The organism is Candidatus Thiodictyon syntrophicum (assembly GCF_002813775.1).
In the GTDB taxonomy this organism is placed as follows: Bacteria; Pseudomonadota; Gammaproteobacteria; order Chromatiales; family Chromatiaceae; genus Thiodictyon; species Thiodictyon syntrophicum.
Genome location: NZ_CP020371.1, coordinates 203,942 through 229,765 on the forward strand (window position 1 = coordinate 203,942; position 25,824 = coordinate 229,765).

Consider the following 25,824-nt stretch of genomic DNA (forward strand, 5'->3'; position numbering starts at 1 on the left):
CTTGCCACGCTCCTCCCGGCGATGCTACGTTAGCCCCGCCTCAGCCGCCCGTGGCCGCCCGTGCGGTTGGATTTCCTATCCCCCCGCCAGATCCAGTCCTTCCGGGTGCGCTTCGGCTCGGGCTTCCGCATCACGGCGCTCAGCAGCCGGCCGGAGAACATTCACGGCCTGCAAGGCGTGGTGGACCTTGACGAGGCGGCGCTGCACAAGAACGTGCGCGCGGTCCTGGAGTCCGCCACGGCGCTCCTGATCTGGGGCGGCAAGATTCGCGTCTGGTCCACCCATCGCGGCAAGCGCAACCCCTTCAACGAACTGCTGACCGACGTGCGGGCCGGGCGCTACGGCGCCCGCGCGCGCGCGATCCGCATCACCTTCGACGACGCGGTGGCCAACGGGCTCTATGAGCGTGCCTGCGCCATGCAGGGCAAGGCGGTCACCGCGGACGGCAAGCGCGAGTGGTACACCGCTATCCGCGCCGCCTACGGCCCGCGCACCGCGGCCATGCGCGAGGAACTGGACGCCATCCCGCGCGACGGCTCCGGTACCGCCATCCCCACGGTGTGGATCGAGCGCGCCATGCCCGAGGTGCGCCCGGTGCTGCGCATCGTCTTCCCCGACGACTGCACCCACCAGAGCGAGGGCGCGCGCGAGGCCTGGTGCGCCGTGTGGATCGCCGCCCACCTGCGCCCGGTGCTCGACCCATTGTGTCGGCCCCAGCAACCGGGAGCGGCCCCCGGGCCGGGCGCCCGCTGGGCGGTCGGCATGGACTTCGCGCGCCATCGCCATTTCACCGTCATCGTACCGGCGCTGCTGTCGCAGGAGCTGCGCCGCGATGCCCCCTTCATCGTGGAGCTGGCCAATGCGCCCGCCCGCCAGCAGGAGCAGATCCTGTGGACCCTGCTCGATGCCCTGCCGCGCGGGCGCTGGACCTTCGCCGGGGACGCCACCGGCCCCGGGCAGACGCTGATGGAATACACCGGGGACCGCTACGGCCGCGCCGCCCTGGACGCCAAGACCGGCCGCTACAGCGGCGGCCCTATCCATGAGATCGTGCTGAGCCGCGCCTGGTACGCCGAGCACATGGGGCGCTACCTGCAACTGTTCGAGGACGGGTACCTGACCCTGCCGCGCGATGCCAGCCTCGAGGACGACCACCGCGCGGTCGAGTATGTCGACGGCATCCCGATGGTGCCGAAGCTGGAGCGCAAGGACCTGAAGGACCCGGACCTGATCCGCCATGGCGACGGCGCCATCGCCGGCTGCCTGATGGAATTCGCCGCCAGCCACCCCGCGTCCGGGCCGATCGAATGGGAGTCCGTCCCGCGCGGCACCCGCGCCGACCCCGCCCGTGCCTTCGACGACCCGCTCGCCGCTGATGATGACGACCGCCGAGGACTCTACTGATGGCCGGACTACTGCGCACCGCCGCCGCCGCGCTCGCCGACTACTTCGGCCGCCCGGTCGCCCCCAAGACGCTGGCCGCGCGCCAGACCGAGGGCGCCACCACCCAGGCGCTCGCGCGTACCTTCGCCGGGCACCCGGTGCGCGGCCTCACGCCGGAACGCCTGGCCGGGCTCCTGGAAGGCGCCGAGAGCGGCGACCTGACCCAGCAGTCCGAGCTGTACCTCGATATGGAGGAGCGCGACCCGCACCTGCACGCCGAGATGGCCAAGCGGCGCCGCGCCATCCTCAGCGTGCCCTGGAGCATCGAGCCGCCGCGCGACCCCAGCGGCAAAGAGAAGCGCCAGGCCAAGGCCGTGGCGGAGCTGCTGGGCGGCATCCCGGATCTGGAAGACGTGCTGCTCGACCTGATGGACGCGGTCGGGCACGGCTTCGCGTGCCTTGAAGTCACCTGGTCCGGCGCCGGCACCGAACGCCTGCCGGTCCACATCGAGCACCGGCCGCAGACCTGGTTCCAGTTGGACCAGGGCACCCGCACCCAGTTGCGCCTGCGCGACGGGTCCGCGGACGGCGCCGAACTGTGGCCCTACGGCTGGCTCACCCACACCCACCGCGCGCGCTCCGGCTATCTGGCGCGCGCCGGGCTCTATCGCGTCCTCGCCTGGCCCTGGATCATGCGGCAGTTCAGCCTGCGCGACATGGCCGAGTGGCTGGAGATCTACGGCTTACCCATGCGCTTGGGTTACTACCCCAGCGGCGCAGGGTCCACCGAGAAGGCCACCCTGTTCCGCGCCGTGCGCGACCTGGGCCGCCACGCCGCCGGCATCATGCCCGAGGGGATGCGAATCGACCTGCTGGCCGCCGCCGAGGGCCAGGCCGACCCCTTCCTCGCCATGGTCCAGTATGCCGACGCCGTCATGTCGCGCGCCATCCTGGGCGGCAGCCTCTCCAGCACCCCGGCCGCGACCGGCATGGGCTCCGGCGTCGCGGACCTGCAAGGGGAGGTCAAGCGCGACCTGCTGCTGTCCGACGCACGCCAGGTGCAGAGCACCCTGGGCCGCGACCTGGTCTATCCGGTCGCGGCGCTCAACGGCCTGGTGGATGATCCGCGCCGGGCGCCGGTGTGGCGCTTCGACACCCGCGAGCCGCAGGACCTGACCGCGTTCTCGACCTCCTTGCAGCGGCTGACCGCGTCCGGCATGGGCGCCTTCATCCCGGTCGCCTGGGTGCGCGAGCAGACCGGGATCCCGGAGCCGGCCGGGGATGAGCCGACCCTGGGAGCCGGGGCGTCCCGCCCCGGCGCGGCCGGCGAGCCCGCGGTCCCCGCTGATGAGATCACGGCCCTCGCCGCCGCCGCCACCGGCCGGGGCGAGACGCCCCGGCTCCCGCCCGACTACGCCGAGACCCACACCGCGGCCCTGGCGCGGCTGGCGGAACCCGCCATGCTCGCCATGGCCGCCGCGGTGCGGGGCGAACTGGATGCGGCGCTGGCCGCGGGAGAAGACATGGCGAGCTTCAACGCCCGGTTACTGGGCATGTATCCGGAACTACCGGGCGGTTCCCTGGTCGCGGTGCTGGCCGAGGGCCTGGCGGCGGCTGATCTGGCCGGGCGGTATGACATCGACCATGGAGCCTGAACATGACTGATCCGCTGGTGATCCATGACAAGGTCGATGACGTCATCAGGGACCCATCTGGCTATGTCCGCGTCTACCCCGGCGCCGCGACGTGGGCGGACGCCGATGACGTCGAGATCGACCTTGAGGGCGCTGACCTGCTGATCCCCCTGTCGTGGGTCCCGACCGTCATTGCTGCACTTCAGGCGGCTGTTGCCCGGTGCTGCCCGGTTCCACGCACGGGGCGCGGCCGGGCGGGCGCTGCCGATGACTGAGCGCCGCGCCTACTGGGAGTGTTGGCATTTCGAGTTCCGCGACAGCGGGACCAGGTCGGTCTGTCGGCACCCGGCCTATAAGGTCCCCACGCCTTGGGTGCTGGCCATCCTGCGCGGCGAGCCCTGCGGCGGCGACAACGCGCCCCTGTGGGCGGCACGGCCAGCGCTGCCGGAGGGCGCGGCCGACCATGCCTGACCCCGCCTACGGCTCCCTTCCCTTCGCCGAGCAGATCGCCTTCTTCAAGACGAAGCTGAACCTGCCCACTGAGCGCTGGGACGACCTCCTGGGCGCGGCGCACGACCGCGCCTTTGTGGTGGCCGGGGCGACCAAGGCGGACCTGCTCGCCGACCTCAACGCGGCGGTACTCAAGGGGATCGAGCAGGGCACCACGCTCGCGGAGTTCCGCCGCGACTTCGACGCCCTGGTGGAGAAGAACGGCTGGACCGGCTGGACCGGGGAGGGCACCGCGGAGGGCCGCGCCTGGCGCACTGAGGTTATTTACAGCACCAACCTGCGCACCAGCTATGCCGCCGGGCGCTGGGCGCAGATTCAGGAGGTCAAGGCGACCCGGCCGTACCTCCTTTATCGTCACAGTGACGGCGTCATGACCCCGCGCCCGGAACACCTGGCCTGGGACGGCCTGGCGCTGCCGGTCGATGATCCGTTCTGGAAGACGCACTACCCGCCCAACGGCTGGGGCTGCCAGTGCCGGGTGTTCGCGGTCAGTGACCAGGACCTGGAGAAACTGGGTAAGGCCGGGCCGGACCGGGCGCCGGTGCCGCCGGGGGATACCAGCGGGATCGGTCGGGGGTGGGATTATGCGCCGGGGGCGAGCCGCACCCGCCCGCTGGCTGAATTGATCGACACCAAGCTGACCCGGCTGGAGGCGCCAATCGGCGCGGCCTTGGCCGCGGCAATGGCTGATGCCTTGGCGTTGGAGCGTGACCTGGCATGGAAGGAGACCTTCGACGACTGGAGCGGCACGCAAGCACGCGGGCGGGTGGCAGTGGTGGGCGCGCTGCACCCGCCGGTCCTCGATTGGCTGCGTGAGCACGGGCACCCGCAACCGGCGACTGCCGAGATTGCCATCGCCGACTATCTGCCGTTGGGTCCCAAGCAGACGCGCCACGCGGCCGCGCAAAACGCCTTGAGCCCCGACGAGTGGCGCGCGCTGCCGGCCTTGCTGCGCAACCCGGGGGCGATCTATCGGGATACCCGCTCGGGTAAACTGATGTTCGTCAGCGAGTCACTTGGACCGGCCAAGGTCGCGGTGGAGTTCGACCCCGGCAAGACGCGCAAGCAGGGTGGGCTCAATCAGATTGTCAGCGCCTTTCGGGTCGATGATATGAACATCGCAGGCGCGGTGAAGGGTGGTGAGTGGGTGCCGATCACGGTGCCGGGGAAGTAGGGGCGGCACCGGGGGGGAGTCGAACCTCCATAAGCGGTAAATGACCGTCCTGTAACCGATGCAGGTACTCGGTGCCTTAGATCAGATTAGCCCAACGGGGAGCAGAACACCAATGGCCGGCGTCAACCTCACCATCACCGTCGACGACGCCGCCGTGCGCACGGCCCTGGGCGCCCTGATCGCCAAGGTCGGGAAGCCCGCCGCGGCCCTGCGCGATATCGGCGAGTACCTGCTGCTGGCCACCGACCGGCGCTTCCGTGCCCAGGCGGCGCCGGACGGTACGCCCTGGGCACCGAACAGCGACGTGACCCTGCTGCGCCACCTGAACCGCGGCGGCAAGGGCTTCAAGAAGAACGGCAGCCTCAGCGCCCGCGGCGCCAAGCGCCTGGGGTCCAAGCGCATCCTGCGCGACTCCGGCCTGCTCCAGGGCAGCATCCGCTATCAACTGGAAGCCGGCGGCGCCGCGGTGGCGATCGGCACCAACCGCATCTATGGAGCGATGCAGCAATTCGGCGGCACCCGCGCCCAGTGGCCGCACCTGTGGGGGGACATCCCGGCGCGGCGCTTCCTGGGGTTGGCTGCGGCCGATCGGGAGGAGATTCGGGCCATCCTGCGGCGGCATCTGAACCGCACGCCCTGACCGACCGCGGCCGGGGATCGGAACCCCGTTTAAACCCCGTTTAAATCGCTCACCAATCGAGCGGCCGGGGTGACCCGGTGCACCCGCCGCGGCGCGGGGGGCCCGGGGCTCAAAACGCCGCTTATCGTGTCCGCCCGTAACCGCCCCAAAACGGCGCAATAACCGCCCCCCAACACCCCCGCGCGTCCGTCAGGATGCGCCCATGCCAACCCCCCCCCGCATCGCCGCCCTCGCGCTCCCCGCCACCGTCGGGGCGGCGCAACTGCTGTTGCCCGCCGGGACCTTCGACGCCCCGCGCGGGGCCATGCTGGGCGCGGGCCCCTGGTGCCTGTCGGACGACCGCGGCTATATCCTGGCCGAGGCCCTGGGCCGGCGCGTCAAGGATATCCCGGTCGATTACGAGCACCAGACCCTGCGCGCGGCGCAGAACGGCCAGCCGGCCCCCGCCGCCGGCTGGGTGCGCCCGGCGACCATCCGCTTTGAGCCTGCCGTTGGCCTGGTCGCCCCGGTGGACTGGACCGCCCGCGCCGCCGCCGCGATCGGCGCCGATGAGTATCGCTACCTCTCCCCGGTCTTCACTTATGACGCGCGCGGCCGGGTCATCGACCTGCTGCACCTGGCCCTGACCAACACCCCGGCCCTGGACTGCCTTCCGGCGGTCGCACTGGCCGCTGCTTCCCTACTTCTCACCCCCCCGGAGTCCCCGATGGATGAGCTACGCGAGCGCCTGCTCTACCTCCTGAACCTGCCGCTGACCACCACCGGCCCGGAGCTGCTCGCGCAGCTCGACACGCTCAAGTCGATGTTGGGCAACGGCCCCGACGGCACCGCGGCGACCTCGCTGCCGGCGCTGTTGGCCGCGCGCGAGACCCGCATCGCGGCCTTGACGGCCCAGGTGCAGGCCGCGGTACCGGCCGACCTGGTCGCCGACCTGCAACGCCAGGTCGCTGCCCTGACCAACGACGCCCAGACCCGCACCCGCGACACCCTGCTGACCGCCGCCCTGAGCGACGGCCGGCTCACGCCCGGCTCGCTGCTGCACACTCATGCCCAATCCCTTGTGCTCCCGGCCCTGCAAGGGCTGCTGGGCTCCCTGACCCCGATCGCGGCCCTGTCCGGGACCCAGACTGGCGGCCAGGCCCCCGAGGCCGTCGCCGCGGCGGCCGCGGCGGGCGAGTGGACTGAGGCCCTGGCCCAAGAGTTCGGGTCGCCCGAGGTTTATGCCGCCTTCCAACGCGCCGAGGCCGCCGGCAGCGTGCGCATTTTCGGAGCCGCCCAATGACTACCCTATCCGTCAACAAGCCCCGCCCCTTCGAGGGCGGCGACCTGGGGCAGTACGCCATGGTCGCCAGTGACACGATCTATGAGGGCGCCGCGGTCGGCCTGGTGGATGCCACCGGCCACGCGCGCCCGCTCACCAGCGCGGACCGCTTCGTCGGCTTCGCCACCGGCCCGTTCACCAGCGGCAGCACCGCCGGGGTGGATTTGGTGCAGGTGCAGCGCCGCGGCGCGGTCCAACTCCCGGTCACCGGCGCGGCGATCACCGATGTGGGCTGCCCGGTCTACGCCGCCGATGACGACACCTACAGCCTCTCGCCCGTGGGCGGGGTGTTCGTCGGGTTCGTGCGCCGTTGGGTGTCCGCGGCGCTGGCCGTGGTCGAGTTCGATCCGGCCTTCGCCGATCCCTGGGGCGCCTGGCCCATCCGTGAGGCGGTCGCCGAGGCCAAGACCCTGGACGCCCAGGACAGCGGCAAGCTGTTCTGGATCACCGCCGATGCCGGCGTCATCACCCTGCCGGCCATCGCCGATGGCCTGGGCGGGTGCGCCATCGCCTGCGGCGGCAGCTACGGCACCGTACTGGTGACAGTCAGCCCGGCCGCGGCCGACATGATCCTGGCCGCGGACCTGGCCGGGGTCGACAACAAGGACCTGATTCTGACCAAGGCCACCGCCCGCCGCGGCGATCACGTCGTGCTGATGCACGGCGACGCTGACGGCTACATCGCCACGCGCCTGGCCGGCACGTGGGTGAAGGAGTAACCGCCATGCCTACCCCCAGCTTCCCGGCCCGTCTGTCCACCTCGCGCGCCATCGTCGGCGCCATTCAACAGGCCATCGAGCAGGACAACGCCGAGGCGTGGATCGCCCGGGTCTTCTCCGAGGTCTTGTCGTCGGATCAAGAGGTGGAGGATTACGCCTGGATCGGCGAGACGCCCAAGATGCGTGAGTGGATCGGCGGGCGCCAGGCCGTCGGGCTCACCGAGAGCAATTACAGCCTGCGTAACCGGCCGTTTGAGGCCACGATCAAGCTGCCGGTGGCGTGGATGCGCCGCGACAAGACCGGGCAGATTCGCCAACGGATCTCCGGCCTGGCGTTGGCCAACACCGAGCATTGGGCCGACCTGGGGTCCGCGCTGATTGAGGCGGGCGAAGCGGCGAAGTGTTACGACGAGCCACTAGTGTCCCAACGCGTTTCGTGTACGACCCTGTAAGATTCTGATATTTCTTTTGAAAGCGGCGTTTCTCTGGAAAATCGACTTGAACGCCGCTCGCTCCGTGCGCCAATCTTCCGCCCCATCCAACGGGCGGGAGACACGGCTTCATGTACGCAGGCAAACTGGTATTCGCGCAGATCACCGAGCATCTTCCACTGCCGATTTTCTGGCAATGCGTACAGCGTTACGGCGGCCATCGCAAGATCAAGTCGTTCACATGTCTGGACCAGTTTCTCTGTATGACGTTTGCGCAGTTAACCTACCGGGAGAGTCTGCGCGACATTGAAGCCTGTTTGCGCGCCCACCAAAGCAAGCTTTACCATATGGGCATTCGCGGGGGAATCGCGCGCAATACCCTGGCCAATGCCAATAAGGTCCGTGACTGGCGCATCTACGCGGATTTCGCTCAGGCCCTAATTGGGATTGCGCGCGATCTTTATGTCAACGATTCCTTCGGGATCGATCTTGCCAATACCGTCTATGCGTTGGACTCGTCGACTATCGATCTCTGCTTGTCGCTGTTTCCGTGGGCACCGTTCCGTCACACGAAGGCGGCCGTAAAGATGCATACGCTATTGGATCTGCGCGGTAACATACCGACATTCCTGCATATTTCCGATGGCAAGCTCCACGATGTCAACGCCCTCGACTTCCTGGTTCCGGAACCCGGCGCCTTCTACATTATGGACCGCGGGTACTTGGACTTCGCGCGCCTATATCGCTTCACACTCGCTGCGGCCTTCTTTGTCACGCGGGCGAAATCAAATACGAAGCTGCGACGCGTCTATTCCCGACCGATCGATAAGGCAACCGGTCTAATCTGCGATCAGACCGTCGTCCCGACCGGCGTTCACACGCCGCAATTCTACCCGGAAAAGCTTCGGCGCATCAAGTATCATGATGCGGCGACAGACCACACATTCGTATTCCTGACTAACAATTTCGCGTTACCGGCATTCACGATTGCGGAACTCTACCGCTGCCGTTGGCAAGTGGAACTGTTCTTCAAATGGATCAAGCAACACCTGCGCATAAAGGCGTTCTTTGGCACATCCGAGAACGCGGTCAAATCGCAAATCTGGATAGCAATAGCGACTTACGTATTAATAGCTATTCTAAAGAAGCGTTTGAATATGGATGTTAGTCTCTACACTTTGCTACAGGTCCTGAGTCTGACTATATTCGAACGCACCCCGATAAATCAATTGCTTACTGATCGCGACTGCGATCCGCGGGACCCGCCGGAAGGTAAGCAATTGAATTTATTTGATTAAACGTTGGGACACCAGTGACGACGAGCAGTACTTCTTCGACACCGACCACGCCAACCCATCCGCCGGCGCGGGCCAGACCCAGAGCAACAGCGTCACCTACAACGTGACCACCCCGGCGACCCCGACCACCGCCGAGATGTCGGCGGCGATCATCTACGCCATGCAGTGCATCATCGGCGCCAAGACCGAGAAGGGCCGGCTGCTGAACTCCAGCGCGCGCCGCTTCGTGGTGCGCGTGCCCCTGACCTTCATGGGCGCCGCGGCCGGTGCGCTCGGTTCGACCGTCATTGCCGATACCGTCAGCGTCAGCAATACGCTGGTGACGCTGGCGACGCTGGCCGGGTATCAGATCGAGTTGTGGGTCGACCCGCGCTCGGTCTGGACCACCAAGTTCGCCGTCTTCCGCGCCGACGGGCGCAACCCGGCGCTGGTGCGGCAGGAGGAACAGGCGCTGCAGATCAAGGCGCAGGCCGAAGGCTCGCCGATCGAGTTCGCCGAAGACGTGCACGAGTACGGGCTCAATGCGACCCGCGCGGCCGGGTATGGGTTCTGGGAGTCGGCCGTGCTGGTGACGCTCAACTGAGGCCGCGCTGATGAACAACTTCCTCTATTTGGTCACGCGCCTCCCGGGCGCCCCGCCCGTGAGGGCGGGGCGGACCTGGCCGCTCGGCGCCAGTGAAGCCTATTTGACCCCGGCGCAGGCCTGGACCATCGCGCAGGACCCGGGCTATCGGATCGGCGGCATGGATCTGGAGCTTGCCGCCGACCCGCCCGCCCCCTCACCAGCCCCCGCGGCCAAGAGCCGCAAGAGGACGCCTTGAACAAGTCCCAACTGAGCAACGCCGTCGCCGATGCCCTGGGGGTCGCCAAGTCGAACGGTGCCGCCGCCGTCGACCTGGTCCTGGGCGCCATCGGCGCCAGCCTCGCCGCGGGGCACGACGTGACCCTGCACGATTTTGGCACCTTCCGTCTGACCCACCGGGAGGCGCAGCCGCCGCGCCAGAGCGCCCTCAACGGCAAGACCTACGCACGCCCGGCCCGCACCAGCGTGCGCTTCAAGCCGTACGCCGCATTGCGGGCGCGCCTGCCCAGCGCCGCCGCGCCGACCGACCACACCCCGGCCGACCCGGCCGACCTGGACTGACCCATGGCCCACAGCCCCGCCTATTGCACCAGCGCGGACCTGCTCGCGATGCACATCGCCGATGAGGCGGAGCTGATCCAACTGACCGACAGCGCCGGCCTGGGCGTCATCGACGAGGCCAAGGTGGCCGGCGCGGCCGAGACCGCCGCGGTGGAGATCGACCCCTATCTGGAGGCCCGCACCAGCGTCCCGCTCACGGTAGTCCCGGGCGCCATCCGCCGCCTGGCGGCCGTGCTGACGCGCTTCTATCTCTACAGCCAGGCGCCCACCGAGCATGTGCAGCGCCAGTACGACGCCGCCATCAAGTCCCTGGAGGCGATGGCCGCGGGCAAGATCGGCTTCGGCGCCGCCCCGGCCGAGGTCCCGGCCGCGCCGCCGGAACCAGGCCTGCAATGGGAGAGCGGGGCGCACGCCTGGGGCCGGGATAGCGGCGGGGGGCTGGCGTGAGACGGCGCGGCGCGCTGACCCTCGCGCTGGCGCTCGCGCTGGCGGGGCCGGCGCCAGCGGCGCAGTTGCGCATCCCGGCGCTGGCGGGCGGGCGCGCGAGCGTGCAGTTGGTGGATCAGGCCGGGGAGCGCCCGGTGTTGGGCTTCCAGGCGGCGCAATGGGCGACCACCTACACCGCCCTGGACCTGGACGCGGAGCAGGTCCTCACCCTGACCCCGACCGCGGACATCGCCGTGGCCGGCGGCGGGGCGACCTGCTATCTGGTCACCGTTACGGCCAGCGGCGGGCGCGGCGGGCGCTATTGCGTGCAGATGCCGGACACCGCGTCCGTCTATGAGCTGCGCGACCTGGCGGGCGCGGCGGCGATCGACCCGGCGCAGGTCCTGGCCGGGCGGCTGCTGCCGCCGCCAACGGGCGCCTCCGCCGGTTGGGGGCTGGTGTTGGGGGTTGACCTGGCCGCGGCCTGGAGCGCGACCGGCGGCGGCTCCGGGTGCAGCACGCTCGCGTGCCTGCTCGATGGTCCGGGCGCGCTCGGCACCGCCGGCCAGGTGCCGCGCGTCGCCAGCGGCGGCGCGGCCTGGGAGTGGGCGAGTGTGGTGGGCGAGGTTGGGCCCCTGGGGCCCGCCGGTCCGCAGGGCCCGGCCGGGGCGGCTGGCGCCGACGGGGCACCCGGCGCGGCAGGCGCCGCGGGCGCAGCCGGACCGCAGGGGCCCGCGGGGCCGCAAGGTGCCGCCGGGGCTGATGGCACCGCCGGTGCAACGGGCCCGGCCGGGCCCAACGCGATCAGCGCCAGCACGAGCGTGAGCGGGCTGACCGGCGTGCTGCGTGTCTCCGCTGGCGCCGTCGCGGGCTCCGCCACCGCCGCCGATATCGGCGCGGAGCCGGCCGGCGTCGCCGCCGCCGACATCACCGACGCCACGACCGTCGGCCGCGCAGTCCTGACCGCGGCCAGCACGGCGGCCGGGCGTACCGCGCTCGGGGTCGGCGCCCTCGGGACCCATGCGTCACTCACCGACGCCCCGAGCGGCCAGTCCGATCCCAATCTATTCGCGGTCACCAAGATGGGCGGCATCTTCGAGATGCTCGGCGCCTCCGCGACCCGCACCGCGCTTGGACTCGGCACCGCCGCCACCACTGCCGCAAGCGCCTACGCCACCGCCGCCCAGGGCAGCCTGGCCGCGAGCGCCAGCCAGCCGGGCCACACCCAAGCGTGGACCACGATCACCACGACGCCGACCACGCGGACCGGCTACGGCATCACCGATGCCGAGCCGTCGGGCGGCACCGACCCCCTGCGCTATGAGTACATCGAGTGGGTCACCTCCCCGGGCGCGACCCTCACCGCCGGCCTCCTGGGCACCGCCAATCTCCCCGCCGCCGCCACCCTGACCCGGCTGCACGTCGGCTGCGCCACGGCGCCCACAGTGACCGCCGCGGTGTGGGACCTGCGCCGCTCGGCCGACTGGGGCGCGACCGCGTTCGCCAGCGTGCTCTCCAGCACGCTGTCCCTGTCGGCCGCCCGCGAGGGTTCGACCACCAGTTTCGCGTCCGCAACGATGGCCGCGGACGATGCGCTACAGGCGCACATCACCGCCGTGGACGGCGGCGGCACCGCTAAGGACTGCGTACTCACTGTCTACTACACGAGGTCCGCACCGTGATTCAGATCCCTGTTGATGTCCCGGGCACCGCCGCCCGCTGGGCTATCCTGACCCTCTCGACCGGCTCGCTGCTGCGCCGCCGCACCTGGCCGGACCCGACCGGCGCGGCCCTGCAAGGGCTCGGAGCGGACTACGTATACCTCCTGATGCAAGAGGAGATGCCGCCCGACTACGACTCCCGCGTGCAGGCCCTGGTGCCGACTGAGGAGATCAACATCTCCGGCAATCAACTGCTGACCACCTACACCACGCCGACGCTGCCGGCGGAGCAACTGGCCCTGGCGATCGATCAGCAGGCCGAAGCCCGCATCGGCATGGCGCTGGACCTCCTGCGCATCTCCACCCCGGCCGACATGGTGGACGCGCTCGGCCTGATCGCCGCCCGCGTGGAGGGTGTGACCCTGCCGGACGCCAGCCAGGCGCGCGTGGATCAGTTCATGCTCTTAGCGACCAACTACACCAACGCCGTGAAGGCCCGTGCCGAAGCCCTCAAGACGTGGGTCGCCGACCATCCCGGCCTGGCCCCCGACCTCGACGCCGGCTGGCCCGACCTCCCCACCGGGGCCGCCGCGTGAGCCCGCGCCGCACCCCGCTCCTGCTGGGGTGCGCCCTCGCCCTGGGCCTGGGGGCCTGGGGCGCGGGCGGGCGGGACTTGGCGCCCGGGTGGTATGCCCATCCCACGGGGGCCGTGGCGAGCACGATCGTGCTGCAGCCGGGCCCGGACCTACGGATAGGGCTCGGCGGCTGGTGGCGGCTGGCGGACGGCACCGGAACGAGCGCGACGGACTCGTCGGGGCTGGCGCGGCACGGGACGCATTTCCTATCCCCCTCGGACGCACTGCGCTGTCCCTCAGCCCGCTGGAGCTCATCGACCATCTCGCAGCCCTGATCCCCCCGCCACGGCTGCACCGCCACCGCTACCATGGGGTGCTGGCACCCAATGCACCGTTGCGCCTAGCCGCCACCGCCTACGGGCGCGATGCGGACCCGACTTCCCCACCGCCACCGCCCAAAGTTTCAGCGCCCACTACCGCGGCGCCGAGTAGCCGCTCACCGGCGCACTACCTGCGGGCCATGCTGCTCGCACGCCTGTTCGCGTCCCTGCCCCTGGTCTGCCCGAACTGCGGTGCCGACATGCGCATCATCGCTTTCATCACCGAGGCCACCCCAGTGCGGCGGATTCTCTTGGCTCTCGACGAGCCAGCCGAGCCGCCCCGCATCGCCCCAGCCCGCGGGCCGCCGGCCTGGGACGACCCACCGGTCGAGGCCGTACCCGACTGGGACGCCCTGGCGCAACCGTCCCCCGAGTATGTCTTCAACCAGGAAGTGCAGTGGTAGCCTCCTTCCGTCGTCGCCACCCGCCAGCGACGCGCCCCTCCCTGCACCCAGGCCCCGGCAAACCACCCTTCACACCCATTCGTACCTCTCCGAGATGGCGACCTCGCCCCCGTCCCCGCCCGTCGGCGCCCTCGCGGGGCTTGCCACGCTCCTCCCGGCGATGCTACGTTAGCCCCGCCTCAGCCGCCCGTGGCCGCCCGTGCGGTTGGATTTCCTATCCCCCTCCCCCTCCCCTCCCCCATTTCCTATCCCCTATTCCCCGTGTCAAACTAGGGTCTACCATGCGTCTGCTACTCGTGGAAGACGAACAAAGCCTGGCGGCCGCCCTGCGGCGGGACCTCACGGCGGCTGGTTTCGCGGTTGATTGGGTGGCCGACGGACTGGATGCCCAGGTCCTGGGGGCGGAGTCGAGCTTTGATGTGGTGGTGCTGGATCTTGGCTTGCCCGGGCAGTCAGGGCTTGCGGCGTTGAGCGCGTGGCGGCAGATCGGTGTCACCACTCCGGTGCTGGTACTCACCGCCCGCGATGCCTGGCACGAGCGTGTGGACGGGCTCAAGGCCGGTGCCGATGATTATCTGGGTAAGCCCTTTCACACGGAGGAGTTGATCGCCCGACTCAACGCCCTGGTCCGGCGCGCCGCCGGGCATGCGGGCGGGGGGCTGGTGGTCGCTGGCTTGCACCTGGACGAGGATCGCCAGCGGGCGCTGCTTCCGGATGGTCAGCTAGTGGAGTTGACCGCAACCGAGTTCCGGCTGCTGCGCTATTTCATGCTCAACCCGAACAAGCTCTTGTCGAAGACCCGCCTGCTGGATCACTGCTATGACGACTCCGCCGACCATGACGGGAACACCATCGAGGTCTACGTCCGGCGATTGCGCGACAAGCTCGGCAAGCACTGGATTCTCACCCAGCGCGGTCAGGGCTACCGCTTCCAAGGGGACCCCTAGCGGCCGGGAGTGCCGGTCCACCACCGCGTCCATCGAGGGTCGCCTGCGCCTGGGGCTGAGCCTGAGTCTAGCGCTACTGATCAGCGCGGCCTGGTGGCTGGGTCACGAGGCCCTGCACCGCACCGCCGACGCCTATGTGGTCTCGCGCTTGATGCATGACGCGGAGGCCCTCCTCACGTCCCTGGATGTCTCCCCCCAAGGTTTGGTCCAGGTGCGCCCGCCGCACCTGAGCCCAATCTATGACGAGCCCGACTCAGGGCATTACTTCACCCTGCGGATCATCGACGGGGCAACCGCCCGCTCCCGGTCCTTGGGTGACTTTGAACTGAAGGCGCCGAACCTGAGCCCTGGGGTGACGGCCCATTGGCACACTGCGGGTCCCCGCGGACAAGACCTCCTGACCCTGGGTGGCGGTTTCCGGCACCAGGGCCATGACCTGACCCTGGTGGTCGCCGAGGACTTCAGCCCCGTGCGCCGCCCCCTGCGATCCTTTGAACAACTCTTCGCCCTGATGGCGGTGGGCGGACTGACTGCCATGCTCTGGGTGCAACGCCGGATCGTGCGGCGCGCCTTTGCCTGTCTGAGGCCGGTCTACCGGGACATCGTCGCCCTGGAGCGGGGTGAAGCCAGCACCCTGACCGAGGTCGTGCCAGCGGAAATCTTGCCGCTGGTGTCGAAGATCAACGGCCTGCTTACGCTCTATGCCAAGCGGCTGGAGCGTTCTCGCAACGTCGCCGGCAACCTGGCCCACGCCCTCAAGGGGCCCTTGACCCTGATGACCCAGACTCTGGACACGCAGCCGACGGGTTCGGACCCGGCCACCCAGGCCGTGTTACGCGAACAACTGGAGCGGGTCGGGGCGCTCTTGGAGCGGGAACTCAAGCGCGCCCGCTTGGCCGGGGCGGGCGGCCCCGGTCTGCACTTTGACCCCCAGGCGGAATTGCCGGTTCTCAAGCGACTGCTGGAACGGATGTACCCGGATCAGGATCTGTCCCTGGAATGTCGGCTGGACCTGTCCGGGGTCCTGGCAGCAGACCGGGAGGACATGCTGGAGCTTATCGGCACCCTCTTGGACAATGCCTGCAAGTGGGCTCAGACCCGGGTGAGCTGCTTTCTCATGCAGACCCCCGACGGCGTACGCCTCTGCATCGAGGACGACGGCCCCGGCTGCCCAGAGGCCGAACTCGACGCGATCGCCCAGCGCGGTGTGCGGCTGGACGAGTCGGTCGCGGGTCATGGGCTCGGACTCTCCATCGTGCGCGAGATCGTGGACCTTTACGGCGGCCGTCTTGAACTTGGCCGTTCCACGACCCTCGGCGGATTGCGGGCCGCCGTCAGCTTGCCCGTCCGCTGTCTCGAACCAACGTCCTGAGCGGGCGCAGGCCGCTATTCAGCTTCGTTTCAGCTTGCACGGGTAGAGTCCAGAAAATGGACTCTGTGACCCTGATGTCGCGCGCCCTCCGTTCATCGCCCCCGAGCAATGCCCGGATGATTGCGCTCACCCTGACCCTGCTTGCCGCCCTGACGGCAACGCCCACCCGTGCTGTCACCCTGGCGGAGGCCGTGACTGGCGCCCTGCAGGTCGAGCAGCAGGAGTCCCGGGTCGCTGCCCTGCGCGGGGAAAGTGCCGCCATCCGCCGCCAGGCGGGAGGCCTGTTGGCAGCGGACCCGGCGTTGCGGGCCAAGTCGGTCTCCGACGCCCTAACGGGGAACGACGGGGCCTATGAACTGGAGGCCATGGTCGATCTGCCCCTGTGGATGCCGGGCCAGCGGAGCGCAAGTCAAGGAATTGCCACGGCCATGGGCAACCAGGCCGATGCCCTGGTCCGGTTACTGCGCTGGGAGATGGCCGGGCGGGTGCGGGAGGCGGCCTGGACGACGGCCTTGGCCCAAGGTCGACTGCGCCAGGCCGCCGCCGCCCTGGCAGCGGCGCGCAGTCTGGAACAGGACATCGGCAAACGCACCATGGCCGGCGAGTTGGCGCGGATGGACCTCCTGGTGGCCCAGCAGGACACCTTGACCCGGGAAGTGGACTTACAGGCTGCGCAGCTCGACTACAACCAAGCGATCCAAAGCTACATTCACTTGACCGGCTTACGTACCGTCCCGGAGCCCCTGGTCGAAACGGCGCCGCCACCCTCCGGTACCCCGACCGAGGCCCACGCCGACTTGCCTGCCGATCATCCGTTACTGGCCAGCAGCGATGGCGCCGTGGCCAAGGCTCGGGCCGAGCGCGAGCGTGTCCACAGCCAGCGCCGCGGCAATCCGCTGTTGAGCCTGGGCGCCAAGCGGGTGCGTGACGGACGCGGGAGCGAGGCCGCAGACGCCCTGCAGCTGGAGATCAGTGTCCCCTTCGGTCTGACCAGCTACTCGGCCCCGGCCATTGCGCTTGCGGAGCGGGCCTATACCGAAGAAGTGACAACCCGGCGCCGTACCCTGATCGAGGCCGAGCATGCACTTGAAACCGCGCAGATCGATGTCGCGGGTGCCACTGAGGCCCTGGCACTGGCCACGCGACGTCAGACGGTGACCCAGGATGCCTTACAACTGGTGCGGCGCGCTTTCAACCTGGGTGAATCCGAACTCACGACCCTGCTCCAGGCCCAGGAGCGTGCCCGCCAGGCGAGCCTGGACCTGGAGTTACGGCGGTTGGAACAGGGGCGCGCCGCCGCCCGACTGAATCAGGCCCTGGGGCTGGTGCCCGAATGAACCACCTCTGCCAGGCATCGTTGGGGGTCGAGGAGTTGAGTACGCAGATGAATGCAGACGAAGTCCGTAGAGTGCATAAGGCGCTTGCCAAGGTGCCGGGTGGCGCATACGGCGAACAGTCGCGCCGCATCCACCAAGCGCTTGCATGGCGATCAGTGGGGTTGAGGATTCGCTCCGCTTATCCATCCGACAAGAAGCGGTCGCTCGGTCTCTCGTTGTCCCTGTTGCTCCTGCTGGGTATCCCCGTGCTGGCCGCTGCGGCGGAACCCGATGTCGGAGCCAGTGCTGCAACCGGCACCAATTTGATCGCCCTGGAACCAGCCCAGCAGCAGGCTTTCGGCATCGTGCTGGCAGCGCCGACGTCGGCGGGCGAGAGCCTGACCCGGCGCTATCCCGCCCGGGTGACGGTGCCCAATCGCCAACAGCGGGTGGTCTCTGCCCCCCAGGCTGGGATCCTCTCGGCCCTGCTGGTAGCCGAGGGCGAGCAGGTCGCCGCCAATCAGATCCTGGCGGAGATGCGCAGCCCGGAATTGGTGGAGGCCCAAAGCCGCTTCCTGGAAGGTGTAACCCGCCTGGCCCTGGTCGAGACAGAACTCAAGCGCGATGAAATGCTCCACAAGGAGGGCGTGATCGCCGAGCGCCGCCTGCTGGAGACCCAGGCCAAACAGCGGGAACTCCTCACTCAGGTGGATCAGGGGCGCCAGCTCCTGGGCCTCGCCGGACTGTCGCCGACGGCCATCGACCAACTGGCCCAGACCCGCAAGCTCAGCAGCACGCTGCCGATCCTGGCGCCCATCGCCGGGGTGGTGCTGGAGCAACTGGTGAGCACCGGTCAGTCGGTGGCCGCCGCCACCCCGCTCTACCGGGTGGCCCAGCTCAAGCCCTTATGGCTGGAGATCCATGTCCCGGTGGACCGGGTGGGCGGTCTCGCCGAAGGTGGTCGGGTCCTGCTTCCTGGGCTCGGCACCGAAGGCGCCATCATCGCCGTCGGGCGCATGGTTCACGCAGAGGATCAGGGTGTTCTGGTGCGGGCCGCGGTCACTGAGGGTACAGAGCAACTACGCCCGGGCCAGTTTGTGGAGGTTCAGTTGGCCAGTGTGGCCCCCGAGACCGGTTGGCGGGTCCCCGCCGCGGCGGTGGTGCGCAATGCTGGAGCGGCCTACCTGTTCGTGGCACGTCCGGGCGGCTTCGTGGCTATGCCGATCCAGGTGCTCGCGGAGGAGGAGCAAAACGCGGTCGTGGCCGGTTCGCTTGGTCTGCAGGATCAGGTGGCAGTGAGCGGCGTCATCGCCCTCAAGGCCGCCTGGCTCGGCGCTGCACAATGACGATCACCCCATGCTCGCCCGTCTGATCCAGTTCGCCCTCACCCAGCGGCTCCTGATGCTGCTCGCCGTACTGCTCCTCATCGGGGCCGGTTGGTCCGCCTTCCGGAACACCCCTATCGACGCCTTCCCGGACGTTTCCACTACCCAGGTGAAGATCATTGTAAAGGCGGCGGGCATGACCCCGGAGGAGGTGGAGTCACGCATCACCGCCCTGATCGAGGTGGAGATGCTCGGCATCCCCCGCCAGACCATGCTGCGCTCCATCGCTAAGTACGCACTCACCGATATCACCGTGGACTTTGCGGAGGGGACGGACATCTACTGGGCGCGCCAGCAGGTGGCGGAGCGTCTGAATGCCATCTGGGGGGACCTGCCCGCCGGGATCACGGGCGGCATCGCCCCCATGACCACACCCCTGGGGGAGATGTTCATGTTCAGCATCGAGGGCGGGGGGCTGTCGCTCGCCGCCCGCCGCGATCTGCTGGACTGGACCATTCGGCCGGCCCTGCGCTCGGTGCCGGGGGTGGCGGACGTCAATGCCCTCGGTGGTCACGTCACCACTTTCGAGGTGGTGCCGGACAACGCCCGTATGGCCACTCATGGCATTCGGCTCGCCGACTTACAGGAAGCCATCGTCGCTAACAACCGCAATGACGGGGCGGGTCGGCTGGACGAGGGGGAGGAGGTCCTGCTGGTGCGCAGCGAAGGAGCCATCCGCACCCTGGATGACCTGGCCGCCATCGTCGTGGGCGGTACGTCCCAACAACCGGTGCGGGTGGCGGATATCGGCACCGTTCAGTTGTCAGCCCTCACCCGCTATGGGGCCGTGACCCGCAACGGCAGTGGTGAGACGGTCGAAGGCCTGGTCCTGGGCCTGCGCGGGGCCAATGCCCGGGCGGTGGTCGAAGGGGTCCAGGCCAAGCTCGCGGAGCTCGAACCGGCTTTGCCAGAGGGCGTCAGCGTCGAAGTCTTCTACAACCGCGGAGTCCTGGTTGACCGGGCCGTGGAGACGGTTGCGCGGGCCTTGGCGGAGGCCATCATCCTCGTGCTGTTGCTCCTGGTACTGTTCCTGGGTGACTTGCGGGCAGCCCTGACCGTGGCCCTGATTCTGCCCCTGGCGGCTCTTGCGACCTTTATCCTGATGCAGCAATTCGGCCTCTCCGCCAACCTCATGTCTCTGGGGGGGCTGGCGATCGCCATCGGTATGCTGGTGGACGCGGCGGTGGTGGTGGTGGAGAACGTGGTCACCCAGTTGGCGCCCCGGGAGCACGGCGGGGGCGGTGGCGGGCGCCTTCCGCGGCTACATCTGATCTATCGGGCCACCCGGGAGGTCGCAGTACCGGTGTCGTCCGGCATCCTCATCATCGTCATCGTCTTCCTGCCCCTGCTGACCCTTGAGGGGTTGGAGGGCAAGCTGTTCGTGCCGGTGGCCCTCACGATTGTTTTCGCGCTGCTCTCCTCCCTGCTCCTGTCACTTACGGTGATCCCGGTGCTGGCCTCTTTCCTGCTCGGGAAAGTTTCCCACGGGGAGCCCTGGCTGGTGCGCTGGGCGGCCCGGCTCTATATGCCGCTCCTGGGCTGGAGCCTGCGCAACCCCTGGCCGGTCATCGTGGTAGCCATGGCCCTGTTGGTTGGAGCCGGGGCACTGTACACCCGTATCGGCAAGACCTTCATGCCGACCCTGGATGAGGGTGACCTGATCGTCCAGTTGGAAAAGCTGCCGTCCATCAACCTAGCGGAGTCTATCGCGATCGATCAGCGGGTCCAGCAGGCCATCCTGCGGGAGGTCCCGGAGGTCAAGTCCATCGTCGCCCGGGTGGGCTCGGACGAGTTGGGACTTGACCCTATGGGGCTCAACCAGACCGATAGTTTCCTGGTCCTCAAGCCCATGACCGAGTGGTCCGTCCCCACCAAGGACGCCCTCACCGAACGCATCCGCGCCGTGATCGAAGGCTTTCCGGGGGTGGACTTCGCTTTCACCCAGCCCATCGAGATGCGCGTCTCGGAGATGCTGACCGGCGTGCGCGGGGACCTGGCGATCAAGATCTTCGGCGCTGATCAGGGTCAACTGGACCAGGCCGCCGAGGCGATCGTCGGGGTGCTCACCGGGATCAAGGGTGCCCAGGACGTCTATACCCCCCGCAATGCGGGCGCTCAGTACCTGAATCTGGTGGTAGACCGATTGGAGGCCGGTCGCCTGGGGATCGACGGGGACGCCCTGGCCGGCTTTCTGCGTGGCCAGATCGAGGGATTACCGATAGGGACCGTCTACCGGGAGGGCAAGCGTAGCCCGCTGGTGATCCGCGGGCCGGACGCCATGCGCACGTCCCCGGCGCGCTTCAGTGGCCTGCAGTTGGCCTTGCCGGAGGGGCGCGCGGTGCCGCTGGCCAATCTGGTGGACATCCAGCGCATCGAGGGTCCGGTGGCCCTATCACGGGAGCGCGGCAACCGGATGGCGGTGGTCATCGCCAACGTGGACGGGCGCGACCTGGTGGGATTTGTAGAGGAGGCGAAAGCCGCGGTTACCGCCAAAGTCATACTGCCTGCCGGCTATTGGCTCCAATGGGGTGGCCAGTTCGAGAACCAGCAGCGAGCCGCCAAGCGCCTTGCACTGGTGGTCCCCGTGGCCCTAGTCCTGATCTTCCTGGTGCTCTTCTCCACCTTTCGCTCCGTCAAACAGGCCCTGCTGGTACTCTCGAACGTGCCCTTTGCGCTCATCGGCGGTGTCGTCGCGCTGGCGCTCACCGGGGAGTACCTGTCCGTACCGGCCTCGGTGGGCTTCATCGCGCTCTTGGGTATTGCAGTGCTCAACGGGGTCGTGATGGTGACTTACTTCAATCAGCTCCAGTCCCTGGGGCGGCCCCTGATGGAGGTAGTGACCGAAGGTGCAAGACGGCGTCTGCGCCCGGTGTTGATGACCGCGAATATCGCCGCTTTCGGGCTGCTCCCCCTGCTGTTCGCGACCGGTCCGGGGTCGGAGATCCAGCGCCCCCTGGCCATCGTGGTCATCGGCGGCCTGGTTTCATCGACCTCACTAACGCTGATCCTGCTGCCCATTCTGTATCAACGTTTTGGCAGGCGCAGGCCGGCCAGAACCGACCGTCGGTGATCTTGCCATGCATGCGAAACCCTTTCTTGTCCTGTTGCTTGGGCTGATGCCGGCCCTCGCCTGGGGTGCCCCCGACCTGGTTCTTGAGTTGGACCAGACGCAGCGTCTGATCCCCAGTAACGTGCGCTACGAGCGACTTGGGAACAGCGTCCTGATCTCTGGTAAAATGGTGAAGCCGGTGGAAGGCCGCGGCCGAATCCTCGGGCATGCACACGTCCAGGTCCTGACCATCGACGGCCAGATCCTCGCCGCCATCGAGGTCCCCCTCACCAACTTCCAACCCAGCGCGAAGAGCCCGCAACGGGCAGATTTCGCAACGCGCATCGACCCGCTGCCTGTGGGTGCGCGAGTCATCAGGGTGCGCTACGACGCTAGCGGGCGCACCGGGGATGCGGGAGACCCACCATGAACTGGGATGCCAGCGCGTCCGGTGGGACGCTGCTACTCAATTTGATCGTGCCGCCAGAGGTTGCCGATGCGGTCGCCGAGTGGCTCTTGGAGCGGGATGACGTGCCCGGCTTCACCAGCGCGCTGGTCGCGGGCCACGGGTCGTCGGAACATTCCATGACCTTGGCCGAGCAGGTAGCAGGACGCAGTCGCCGGGTCATCTTCTTCACCTACCTGCCGACCGTCGTCGCCGAAGCGGTGCTTGCTGAAGTCGGAGAATCCTTCCGCGGGAGCGGTCTCAATTACTGGCTAACTCCGGTCGTCGCTGCTGGGCATCTCGCTTAGCGCGGACCTATCGTTTCTGAATCGCTCAATCACAAAGACTTGCACGGTACCGCTCACCGATGATGTCCGGATCAGGGCCGGCCGTTCCGAAGGGCCATGCCCCGTTCGCTGTGCCCCGCAGGATGACTCAGCCGGCGTCCCGCGGCGGCCTCTCTTTCGACTCGGCCGCGCGGTCCTCGCCGTCCGTGAGCCGTTTGTCTTTGCGGACGCTTCTGAGTTGGGAGTAACTGAACCAGCCAACCAGTCCAATGACGAACAGCAGTTCGATCAATCCGGACAGATTGCGCTCCTCCATTCAATCACCCCCTTTCAAGACTGAATCTTGTCAGTTGATAGACACGGCACCGCGGGGTATCTCAGTCAATGGTGGTACCCGATTCATGTAGCCCGCAGCTCGCTCCATGCTGCGTAAACGATCACGCTTTTCCATCCGCTCGAACAGATCCAGTACCCAGACGACGCGATTTTCGATCTTGGCGGGCTGGGTGTGCGTCATCGTCCCGTTGATGGCCTGCGGCAGCCGGACGCGTGGATATCCACGCGTGCCCGGTACTGGTCACGGTCGGCGGGACCTCGATTTCCTGAAAAGGCCCGGGTGGGTACCCCTCAAAACCCTCGAAACCACCTTGCCCTCACCGGTATGCCGCGGGACTGGGGCGCACTGCCGGGCTGGCTGCTCAGGCAGTCGGCACCCGCCGTGGCCAATGCAGCCAACAGTGGTCCCAACTGGCCAGCCCTCGCGCTCTTCGCCGCTACCGCCGTGCTCGGCATGGTGCTGCTGGCGCTGGGTCTGGCCCGGGTCCGCTGGCTGGGCGGGCGCGGACGCTAACCTGGGTCCGCGGTGCGGACCGAGCCCCGCGGCGAAGCCGACCGGTGAAGGTCCGCGCAGCGGACCCGGCCCGGCTACAATGGGGCTCAATGATGCGGAGCACCCGTGCCGACCCGCATCGCGCTCAAGCCGCCGACCTTGACCCGCGAACGCCAGCCATGACCCCACCCCGCCACCCCCGTCGTCCCCGCGGTTCCCGCAAACGGCGCGCCCCGGCCGCCGGGCGTCACCACGACCACAGCTATAAACAACTCTTCGCCCACGCCGAGATGGTCCGCGACCTGCTGACCGGCTTCGTGCGTGAGGACTGGGTCCAGTCCCTGGACCTGGCTTCGCTGGAGACGGTCAAGGGCAGCTATGTCACCGACGATTACCGCGACCGCGAAGACGATATCATCTGGCGCGTGCGCTGGGCCGACGGCTGGTGCTACGTCTATATTCTGATCGAGTTCCAGAGCACCGTGGACCCCTTCATGGCGGTGCGGATAGCGTGCTATGTCTCGCTCCTGTACCAGGACCTGATCGCGCAGAAGGCCCTGACCGCGGCCGGGACCCTCCCGCCGGTGCTGCCGGTGGTCCTTTACAACGGGGAGCTGCGTTGGACGGCGCCGACGGAACTGTCCGCGCTGATCGACCCGGCCCCGGGCGGGCTCACACACTATCGCCCCCACTGGTCCTATCTGCTGCTCGACGAAGGGGCGATCATCGGCGACGCGGCCTACCCGGCTGAGGTCCAAAACCTGGTCGCGGCCCTGTTCCAGTTGGAAAAGGCGCGCGACGAGCCGACTTGGCTCGCCGTCTACGCACGTCTGGTGGCACTCCTGGACAGTAGCGCCCTGGATAGCCTCAAGCGCGCCTTCGGCCGCTGGATCTACCGCAGCTTCATCCGCAAGAAGCGCCCCGGCATCCGCCTGCCGGACATCAATGATTTTCACGAGGTGCATACCATGCTGCAACAACGGGTCGAACAGTGGAACGCGGAGATCCTCGAGCGGGGACGCAAGGAGGGGCACAAGGAGGGCCTTGCGCAGGCGCGCCGTGAAATGGCCGCGGCACTCCTTGAGCGAACCGCCCTGGACGACGCGGCCATTGCCGAGCTGACTGAACTCTCCCGCGAGGCGATCCGGGCCCTGCGCACGACACCGACCGAACATTAGGCGTCGCGTCGACCGTGGCGGTCCTGTGCGGGGCCGGGCTGGAATCCTAGTTCGAGGCGCTGCTGACCCCGGGTCGCGCCAACCTGCGTATCCGCGCCCGGGTTTGCCGGTTCCCAAGCTCCGCTTGGAAACCCGGTTGGCATCATGGCCGCCGTGGACCTGCGTTACCGACCGATCCCGAGAACCCGAGAGACGCCGAGATGTCGACACGCGCCTGGTACGACTATTACATCATCGCTCCCCACACGGGAACGCTGTCGCTCGCCATGCGATTCTACAAATGGGGCGATGCCACGCCCGAGAACGCACTCGACGAGTATCTGCGGTTCCGCAAGACCCTGAACGCGCATGACGGGCGTCTGCCCGTCGCATGGCTCGACCGCCTGCTACGCGATCAGTTGGGCGAGCTGCACCCGGAGCTGCCGCCGCAGTTCGCCACCGGGGCCTTTCTGTTCCTGCTGCAGCGCGCCGCGGAGTGGATCGAGTGCGACCACTGGCGACGCTTCGATCCACCGGAGGAGCGCGCGGATTTTCCTTTGTGCTGGGCCCTCGAGGAGGCGCTGGCAACCGAGCCGTTCGAGATTCCGCCGCACCCCGATCCCTTGTTGGAGCGGGTCAGACGTTTCATTGCAACGGCACGTTATCTCCGTCCCTGGCGAGTCTACGGGCTGCGGCTCAATCTGCTGGCCTGGTTGCAGTACCTCACCCAGCCGACGCGCAGCGCCGACATGGGCTCGCTGGCCGGCGACTGGGACCCCCACTGGGATATCGCTTACCGGTACCGGCTCTTTTTCTGGATCCACCCGGATGACCCATTTCGGATCGAGCGGATCGCCATCGAGCTGTGCGACCGCGACGGCTCGAACCTGCTCACGGCCGCGGACCCAGAAGACGACGACGAGTGGCAGCGCGAGGAGATGGACAGACTGCGGGAAGCGATTCGCGAATCGGACATCGCAATTGCAGCCTTGGAGACACTTCAGCGCGACTACGCAATGCCCGCGGATCGCTTCTGGCAGTTCCGCGAGCGGCCGGACCCGCAGGAGACGCGGCAGCGCGCACGCCGCAAAGAGTTGCAGGCGAGCTGCAACATACTGTTGATTCAAGTTGAGAAACGCTTTGGAGCGGTGATCGCCGCCGACAGCCGGCCGCTCATGGAGCGGATCGACGAATTCGATCGGCTGCTGACGCTGGCAGACGCGGTGATCAACAGTCCCGACAGCGACGCTTGGCTGGCCGCACTGGGTGAATCGGTGCGGCGAAGTCTGCCCGAGACAGACGACCGAACGCCCGACCGCAACAAGCGCGACTGAACG

General features: G+C 68.3%; 29 protein-coding genes and 1 tRNA gene. 28 read left to right on the forward strand and 2 right to left on the reverse strand.

Annotated features, from left to right (window positions below):
* Window positions 1-66: 66 nt before the first annotated feature.
* The 5 genes from THSYN_RS30235 to THSYN_RS30255 are packed head-to-tail and all read left to right on the forward strand — an operon-like array spanning window position 67 to window position 4,701.
* Complete coding sequence (locus tag THSYN_RS30235) at window positions 67-1,404, forward strand: hypothetical protein (protein ID WP_236849051.1); 1,338 nt, start codon at window positions 67-69, stop codon at window positions 1,402-1,404.
* The gene (locus tag THSYN_RS30240) at window positions 1,404-3,038 is read left to right on the forward strand and encodes a DUF935 domain-containing protein (RefSeq protein ID WP_100922802.1); all 1,635 of its coding nucleotides are present in this window, start codon (window positions 1,404-1,406) and stop codon (window positions 3,036-3,038) included. Before THSYN_RS30235 ends, THSYN_RS30240 begins: the two co-directional genes overlap by 1 nt.
* A 2-nt stretch (window positions 3,039-3,040) precedes the next feature.
* On the forward strand, window positions 3,041-3,292 hold the full coding sequence (locus THSYN_RS30245; protein WP_100922803.1) for a hypothetical protein: 252 nt from the start codon (window positions 3,041-3,043) through the stop codon (window positions 3,290-3,292).
* Window positions 3,285-3,488, forward strand: coding sequence for a hypothetical protein (locus THSYN_RS30250; RefSeq protein ID WP_100922804.1), 204 nt, complete (start codon window positions 3,285-3,287; stop codon window positions 3,486-3,488). Before THSYN_RS30245 ends, THSYN_RS30250 begins: the two co-directional genes overlap by 8 nt.
* Window positions 3,481-4,701: a phage minor head protein gene (locus tag THSYN_RS30255; protein ID WP_100922805.1), complete on the forward strand. Its 1,221-nt coding sequence runs from the start codon at window positions 3,481-3,483 to the stop codon at window positions 4,699-4,701. The genes THSYN_RS30250 and THSYN_RS30255 overlap by 8 nt, the downstream gene beginning before the upstream one ends.
* Before the next feature lie 3 nt (window positions 4,702-4,704).
* Here the strand turns inward: THSYN_RS30255 and THSYN_RS34540 are convergent.
* Window positions 4,705-4,777, reverse strand: a tRNA-Asn gene (locus tag THSYN_RS34540).
* A gap of 36 nt (window positions 4,778-4,813) precedes the next feature.
* Between THSYN_RS34540 and THSYN_RS30260 the strand changes: the two genes are divergently transcribed.
* The 20 genes from THSYN_RS30260 (at window position 4,814) to THSYN_RS30345 (ending at window position 22,522) form a co-directional block, all read left to right on the forward strand.
* Complete coding sequence (locus THSYN_RS30260; protein ID WP_157818048.1) at window positions 4,814-5,341, forward strand: phage virion morphogenesis protein; 528 nt, start codon at window positions 4,814-4,816, stop codon at window positions 5,339-5,341.
* A gap of 202 nt (window positions 5,342-5,543) precedes the next feature.
* On the forward strand, window positions 5,544-6,623 hold the full coding sequence (locus THSYN_RS30265; RefSeq protein WP_100922807.1) for a phage protease: 1,080 nt from the start codon (window positions 5,544-5,546) through the stop codon (window positions 6,621-6,623).
* Complete coding sequence (locus THSYN_RS30270) at window positions 6,620-7,381, forward strand: hypothetical protein (protein ID WP_100922808.1); 762 nt, start codon at window positions 6,620-6,622, stop codon at window positions 7,379-7,381. The genes THSYN_RS30265 and THSYN_RS30270 overlap by 4 nt, the downstream gene beginning before the upstream one ends.
* Before the next feature lie 5 nt (window positions 7,382-7,386).
* Complete coding sequence (locus THSYN_RS30275) at window positions 7,387-7,833, forward strand: Mu-like prophage major head subunit gpT family protein (protein WP_100922809.1); 447 nt, start codon at window positions 7,387-7,389, stop codon at window positions 7,831-7,833.
* 110 nt (window positions 7,834-7,943) lie between these two features.
* A complete protein-coding gene (locus tag THSYN_RS30280; RefSeq protein WP_100922798.1) occupies window positions 7,944-9,110 on the forward strand; it encodes an IS4 family transposase in 1,167 nt (388 codons plus the stop codon).
* The gene (locus THSYN_RS30285; RefSeq protein WP_100922810.1) at window positions 9,103-9,693 is read left to right on the forward strand and encodes a hypothetical protein; all 591 of its coding nucleotides are present in this window, start codon (window positions 9,103-9,105) and stop codon (window positions 9,691-9,693) included. Before THSYN_RS30280 ends, THSYN_RS30285 begins: the two co-directional genes overlap by 8 nt.
* 10 nt (window positions 9,694-9,703) lie before the next feature.
* Window positions 9,704-9,931, forward strand: coding sequence for a hypothetical protein (locus THSYN_RS34545; RefSeq protein ID WP_157818049.1), 228 nt, complete (start codon window positions 9,704-9,706; stop codon window positions 9,929-9,931).
* Window positions 9,928-10,254: an HU family DNA-binding protein gene (locus THSYN_RS30290; protein WP_157818050.1), complete on the forward strand. Its 327-nt coding sequence runs from the start codon at window positions 9,928-9,930 to the stop codon at window positions 10,252-10,254. The genes THSYN_RS34545 and THSYN_RS30290 overlap by 4 nt, the downstream gene beginning before the upstream one ends.
* 3 nt (window positions 10,255-10,257) lie before the next feature.
* Window positions 10,258-10,701: a gp436 family protein gene (locus THSYN_RS30295; protein ID WP_100922812.1), complete on the forward strand. Its 444-nt coding sequence runs from the start codon at window positions 10,258-10,260 to the stop codon at window positions 10,699-10,701.
* On the forward strand, window positions 10,698-12,362 hold the full coding sequence (locus THSYN_RS35565) for a hypothetical protein (protein WP_157818051.1): 1,665 nt from the start codon (window positions 10,698-10,700) through the stop codon (window positions 12,360-12,362). The genes THSYN_RS30295 and THSYN_RS35565 overlap by 4 nt, the downstream gene beginning before the upstream one ends.
* On the forward strand, window positions 12,359-12,937 hold the full coding sequence (locus tag THSYN_RS30305; RefSeq protein WP_100922813.1) for a hypothetical protein: 579 nt from the start codon (window positions 12,359-12,361) through the stop codon (window positions 12,935-12,937). Before THSYN_RS35565 ends, THSYN_RS30305 begins: the two co-directional genes overlap by 4 nt.
* Window positions 12,934-13,251: a hypothetical protein gene (locus tag THSYN_RS36460; RefSeq protein WP_236849049.1), complete on the forward strand. Its 318-nt coding sequence runs from the start codon at window positions 12,934-12,936 to the stop codon at window positions 13,249-13,251. The genes THSYN_RS30305 and THSYN_RS36460 overlap by 4 nt, the downstream gene beginning before the upstream one ends.
* Entirely contained in the window at window positions 13,248-13,700 is a 453-nt protein-coding gene (locus THSYN_RS30310) for a hypothetical protein (protein WP_236849046.1), read from the forward strand. The genes THSYN_RS36460 and THSYN_RS30310 overlap by 4 nt, the downstream gene beginning before the upstream one ends.
* 281 nt (window positions 13,701-13,981) lie before the next feature.
* Window positions 13,982-14,647, forward strand: a complete 666-nt coding sequence (locus THSYN_RS30315; protein ID WP_100922815.1) for a response regulator transcription factor — start codon at window positions 13,982-13,984, stop codon at window positions 14,645-14,647.
* A 151-nt stretch (window positions 14,648-14,798) separates the two neighbouring features.
* Entirely contained in the window at window positions 14,799-16,019 is a 1,221-nt protein-coding gene (locus THSYN_RS30320) for a sensor histidine kinase (RefSeq protein ID WP_236849005.1), read from the forward strand.
* A 116-nt stretch (window positions 16,020-16,135) separates the two neighbouring features.
* On the forward strand, window positions 16,136-17,356 hold the full coding sequence (locus THSYN_RS30325; protein WP_100922816.1) for a TolC family protein: 1,221 nt from the start codon (window positions 16,136-16,138) through the stop codon (window positions 17,354-17,356).
* Between the two features lie 215 nt (window positions 17,357-17,571).
* Window positions 17,572-18,681: an efflux RND transporter periplasmic adaptor subunit gene (locus tag THSYN_RS30330; protein ID WP_100922817.1), complete on the forward strand. Its 1,110-nt coding sequence runs from the start codon at window positions 17,572-17,574 to the stop codon at window positions 18,679-18,681.
* Window positions 18,682-18,691: 10 nt separating this feature from the next.
* Window positions 18,692-21,790 carry an efflux RND transporter permease subunit gene (locus tag THSYN_RS30335; protein WP_100922818.1) on the forward strand — a complete coding sequence of 1,033 codons (3,099 nt, stop codon included), beginning with the start codon at window positions 18,692-18,694 and terminating at the stop codon, window positions 21,788-21,790.
* A 7-nt stretch (window positions 21,791-21,797) separates the two neighbouring features.
* Window positions 21,798-22,199, forward strand: a complete 402-nt coding sequence (locus tag THSYN_RS30340; RefSeq protein ID WP_100922819.1) for a hypothetical protein — start codon at window positions 21,798-21,800, stop codon at window positions 22,197-22,199.
* Complete coding sequence (locus THSYN_RS30345; protein ID WP_100922820.1) at window positions 22,196-22,522, forward strand: DUF3240 family protein; 327 nt, start codon at window positions 22,196-22,198, stop codon at window positions 22,520-22,522. Before THSYN_RS30340 ends, THSYN_RS30345 begins: the two co-directional genes overlap by 4 nt.
* A gap of 127 nt (window positions 22,523-22,649) precedes the next feature.
* Here THSYN_RS30345 and THSYN_RS34555 read toward each other — a convergent pair whose 3' ends face one another.
* The gene (locus THSYN_RS34555) at window positions 22,650-22,817 is read right to left on the reverse strand and encodes a hypothetical protein (RefSeq protein WP_157818053.1); all 168 of its coding nucleotides are present in this window, start codon (window positions 22,815-22,817) and stop codon (window positions 22,650-22,652) included.
* 300 nt (window positions 22,818-23,117) lie between these two features.
* On the opposite strand from THSYN_RS34555, the gene THSYN_RS30355 reads away from it, so the two are divergent.
* From THSYN_RS30355 to THSYN_RS30365, 3 genes are all read left to right on the forward strand, one after another.
* Window positions 23,118-23,351 (forward strand): hypothetical protein, encoded by a 234-nt coding sequence (locus THSYN_RS30355; RefSeq protein ID WP_157818054.1) that lies wholly within the window; start codon window positions 23,118-23,120, stop codon window positions 23,349-23,351.
* Between the two features lie 158 nt (window positions 23,352-23,509).
* On the forward strand, window positions 23,510-24,508 hold the full coding sequence (locus THSYN_RS30360; protein WP_100922822.1) for an Rpn family recombination-promoting nuclease/putative transposase: 999 nt from the start codon (window positions 23,510-23,512) through the stop codon (window positions 24,506-24,508).
* A gap of 200 nt (window positions 24,509-24,708) precedes the next feature.
* Complete coding sequence (locus THSYN_RS30365) at window positions 24,709-25,821, forward strand: hypothetical protein (protein ID WP_100922797.1); 1,113 nt, start codon at window positions 24,709-24,711, stop codon at window positions 25,819-25,821.
* Window positions 25,822-25,824 lie beyond the last annotated feature (3 nt).

Bases quoted from the DNA above. Each gene is read 5' to 3' on its own strand.
- THSYN_RS30275 (WP_100922809.1), top strand. From the start codon at position 7,387: ATGCCTACCCCCAGCTTCCCGGCCCGTCTGTCCACCTCGCGCGCCATC.
- THSYN_RS30245 (WP_100922803.1), top strand. From the start codon at position 3,041: ATGACTGATCCGCTGGTGATCCATGACAAGGTCGATGACGTCATCAGG.
- THSYN_RS30280 (WP_100922798.1), top strand. From the start codon at position 7,944: ATGTACGCAGGCAAACTGGTATTCGCGCAGATCACCGAGCATCTTCCA.
- THSYN_RS30345 (WP_100922820.1), top strand. From the start codon at position 22,196: ATGAACTGGGATGCCAGCGCGTCCGGTGGGACGCTGCTACTCAATTTG.
- THSYN_RS30255 (WP_100922805.1), top strand. From the start codon at position 3,481: ATGCCTGACCCCGCCTACGGCTCCCTTCCCTTCGCCGAGCAGATCGCC.
- THSYN_RS30240 (WP_100922802.1), top strand. From the start codon at position 1,404: ATGGCCGGACTACTGCGCACCGCCGCCGCCGCGCTCGCCGACTACTTC.
- THSYN_RS30360 (WP_100922822.1), top strand. From the start codon at position 23,510: ATGACCCCACCCCGCCACCCCCGTCGTCCCCGCGGTTCCCGCAAACGG.
- THSYN_RS30250 (WP_100922804.1), top strand. From the start codon at position 3,285: ATGACTGAGCGCCGCGCCTACTGGGAGTGTTGGCATTTCGAGTTCCGC.
- THSYN_RS30325 (WP_100922816.1), top strand. From the start codon at position 16,136: ATGATTGCGCTCACCCTGACCCTGCTTGCCGCCCTGACGGCAACGCCC.
- THSYN_RS30365 (WP_100922797.1), top strand. From the start codon at position 24,709: ATGTCGACACGCGCCTGGTACGACTATTACATCATCGCTCCCCACACG.
- THSYN_RS30295 (WP_100922812.1), top strand. From the start codon at position 10,258: ATGGCCCACAGCCCCGCCTATTGCACCAGCGCGGACCTGCTCGCGATG.
- THSYN_RS34545 (WP_157818049.1), top strand. From the start codon at position 9,704: ATGAACAACTTCCTCTATTTGGTCACGCGCCTCCCGGGCGCCCCGCCC.
- THSYN_RS30265 (WP_100922807.1), top strand. From the start codon at position 5,544: ATGCCAACCCCCCCCCGCATCGCCGCCCTCGCGCTCCCCGCCACCGTC.
- THSYN_RS30315 (WP_100922815.1), top strand. From the start codon at position 13,982: ATGCGTCTGCTACTCGTGGAAGACGAACAAAGCCTGGCGGCCGCCCTG.
- THSYN_RS30340 (WP_100922819.1), top strand. From the start codon at position 21,798: ATGCATGCGAAACCCTTTCTTGTCCTGTTGCTTGGGCTGATGCCGGCC.
- THSYN_RS30320 (WP_236849005.1), top strand. From the start codon at position 14,799: ATGCATGACGCGGAGGCCCTCCTCACGTCCCTGGATGTCTCCCCCCAA.
- THSYN_RS34555 (WP_157818053.1), bottom strand. From the start codon at position 22,817: ATGGAGGAGCGCAATCTGTCCGGATTGATCGAACTGCTGTTCGTCATT.
- THSYN_RS30335 (WP_100922818.1), top strand. From the start codon at position 18,692: ATGCTCGCCCGTCTGATCCAGTTCGCCCTCACCCAGCGGCTCCTGATG.
- THSYN_RS30270 (WP_100922808.1), top strand. From the start codon at position 6,620: ATGACTACCCTATCCGTCAACAAGCCCCGCCCCTTCGAGGGCGGCGAC.
- THSYN_RS30260 (WP_157818048.1), top strand. From the start codon at position 4,814: ATGGCCGGCGTCAACCTCACCATCACCGTCGACGACGCCGCCGTGCGC.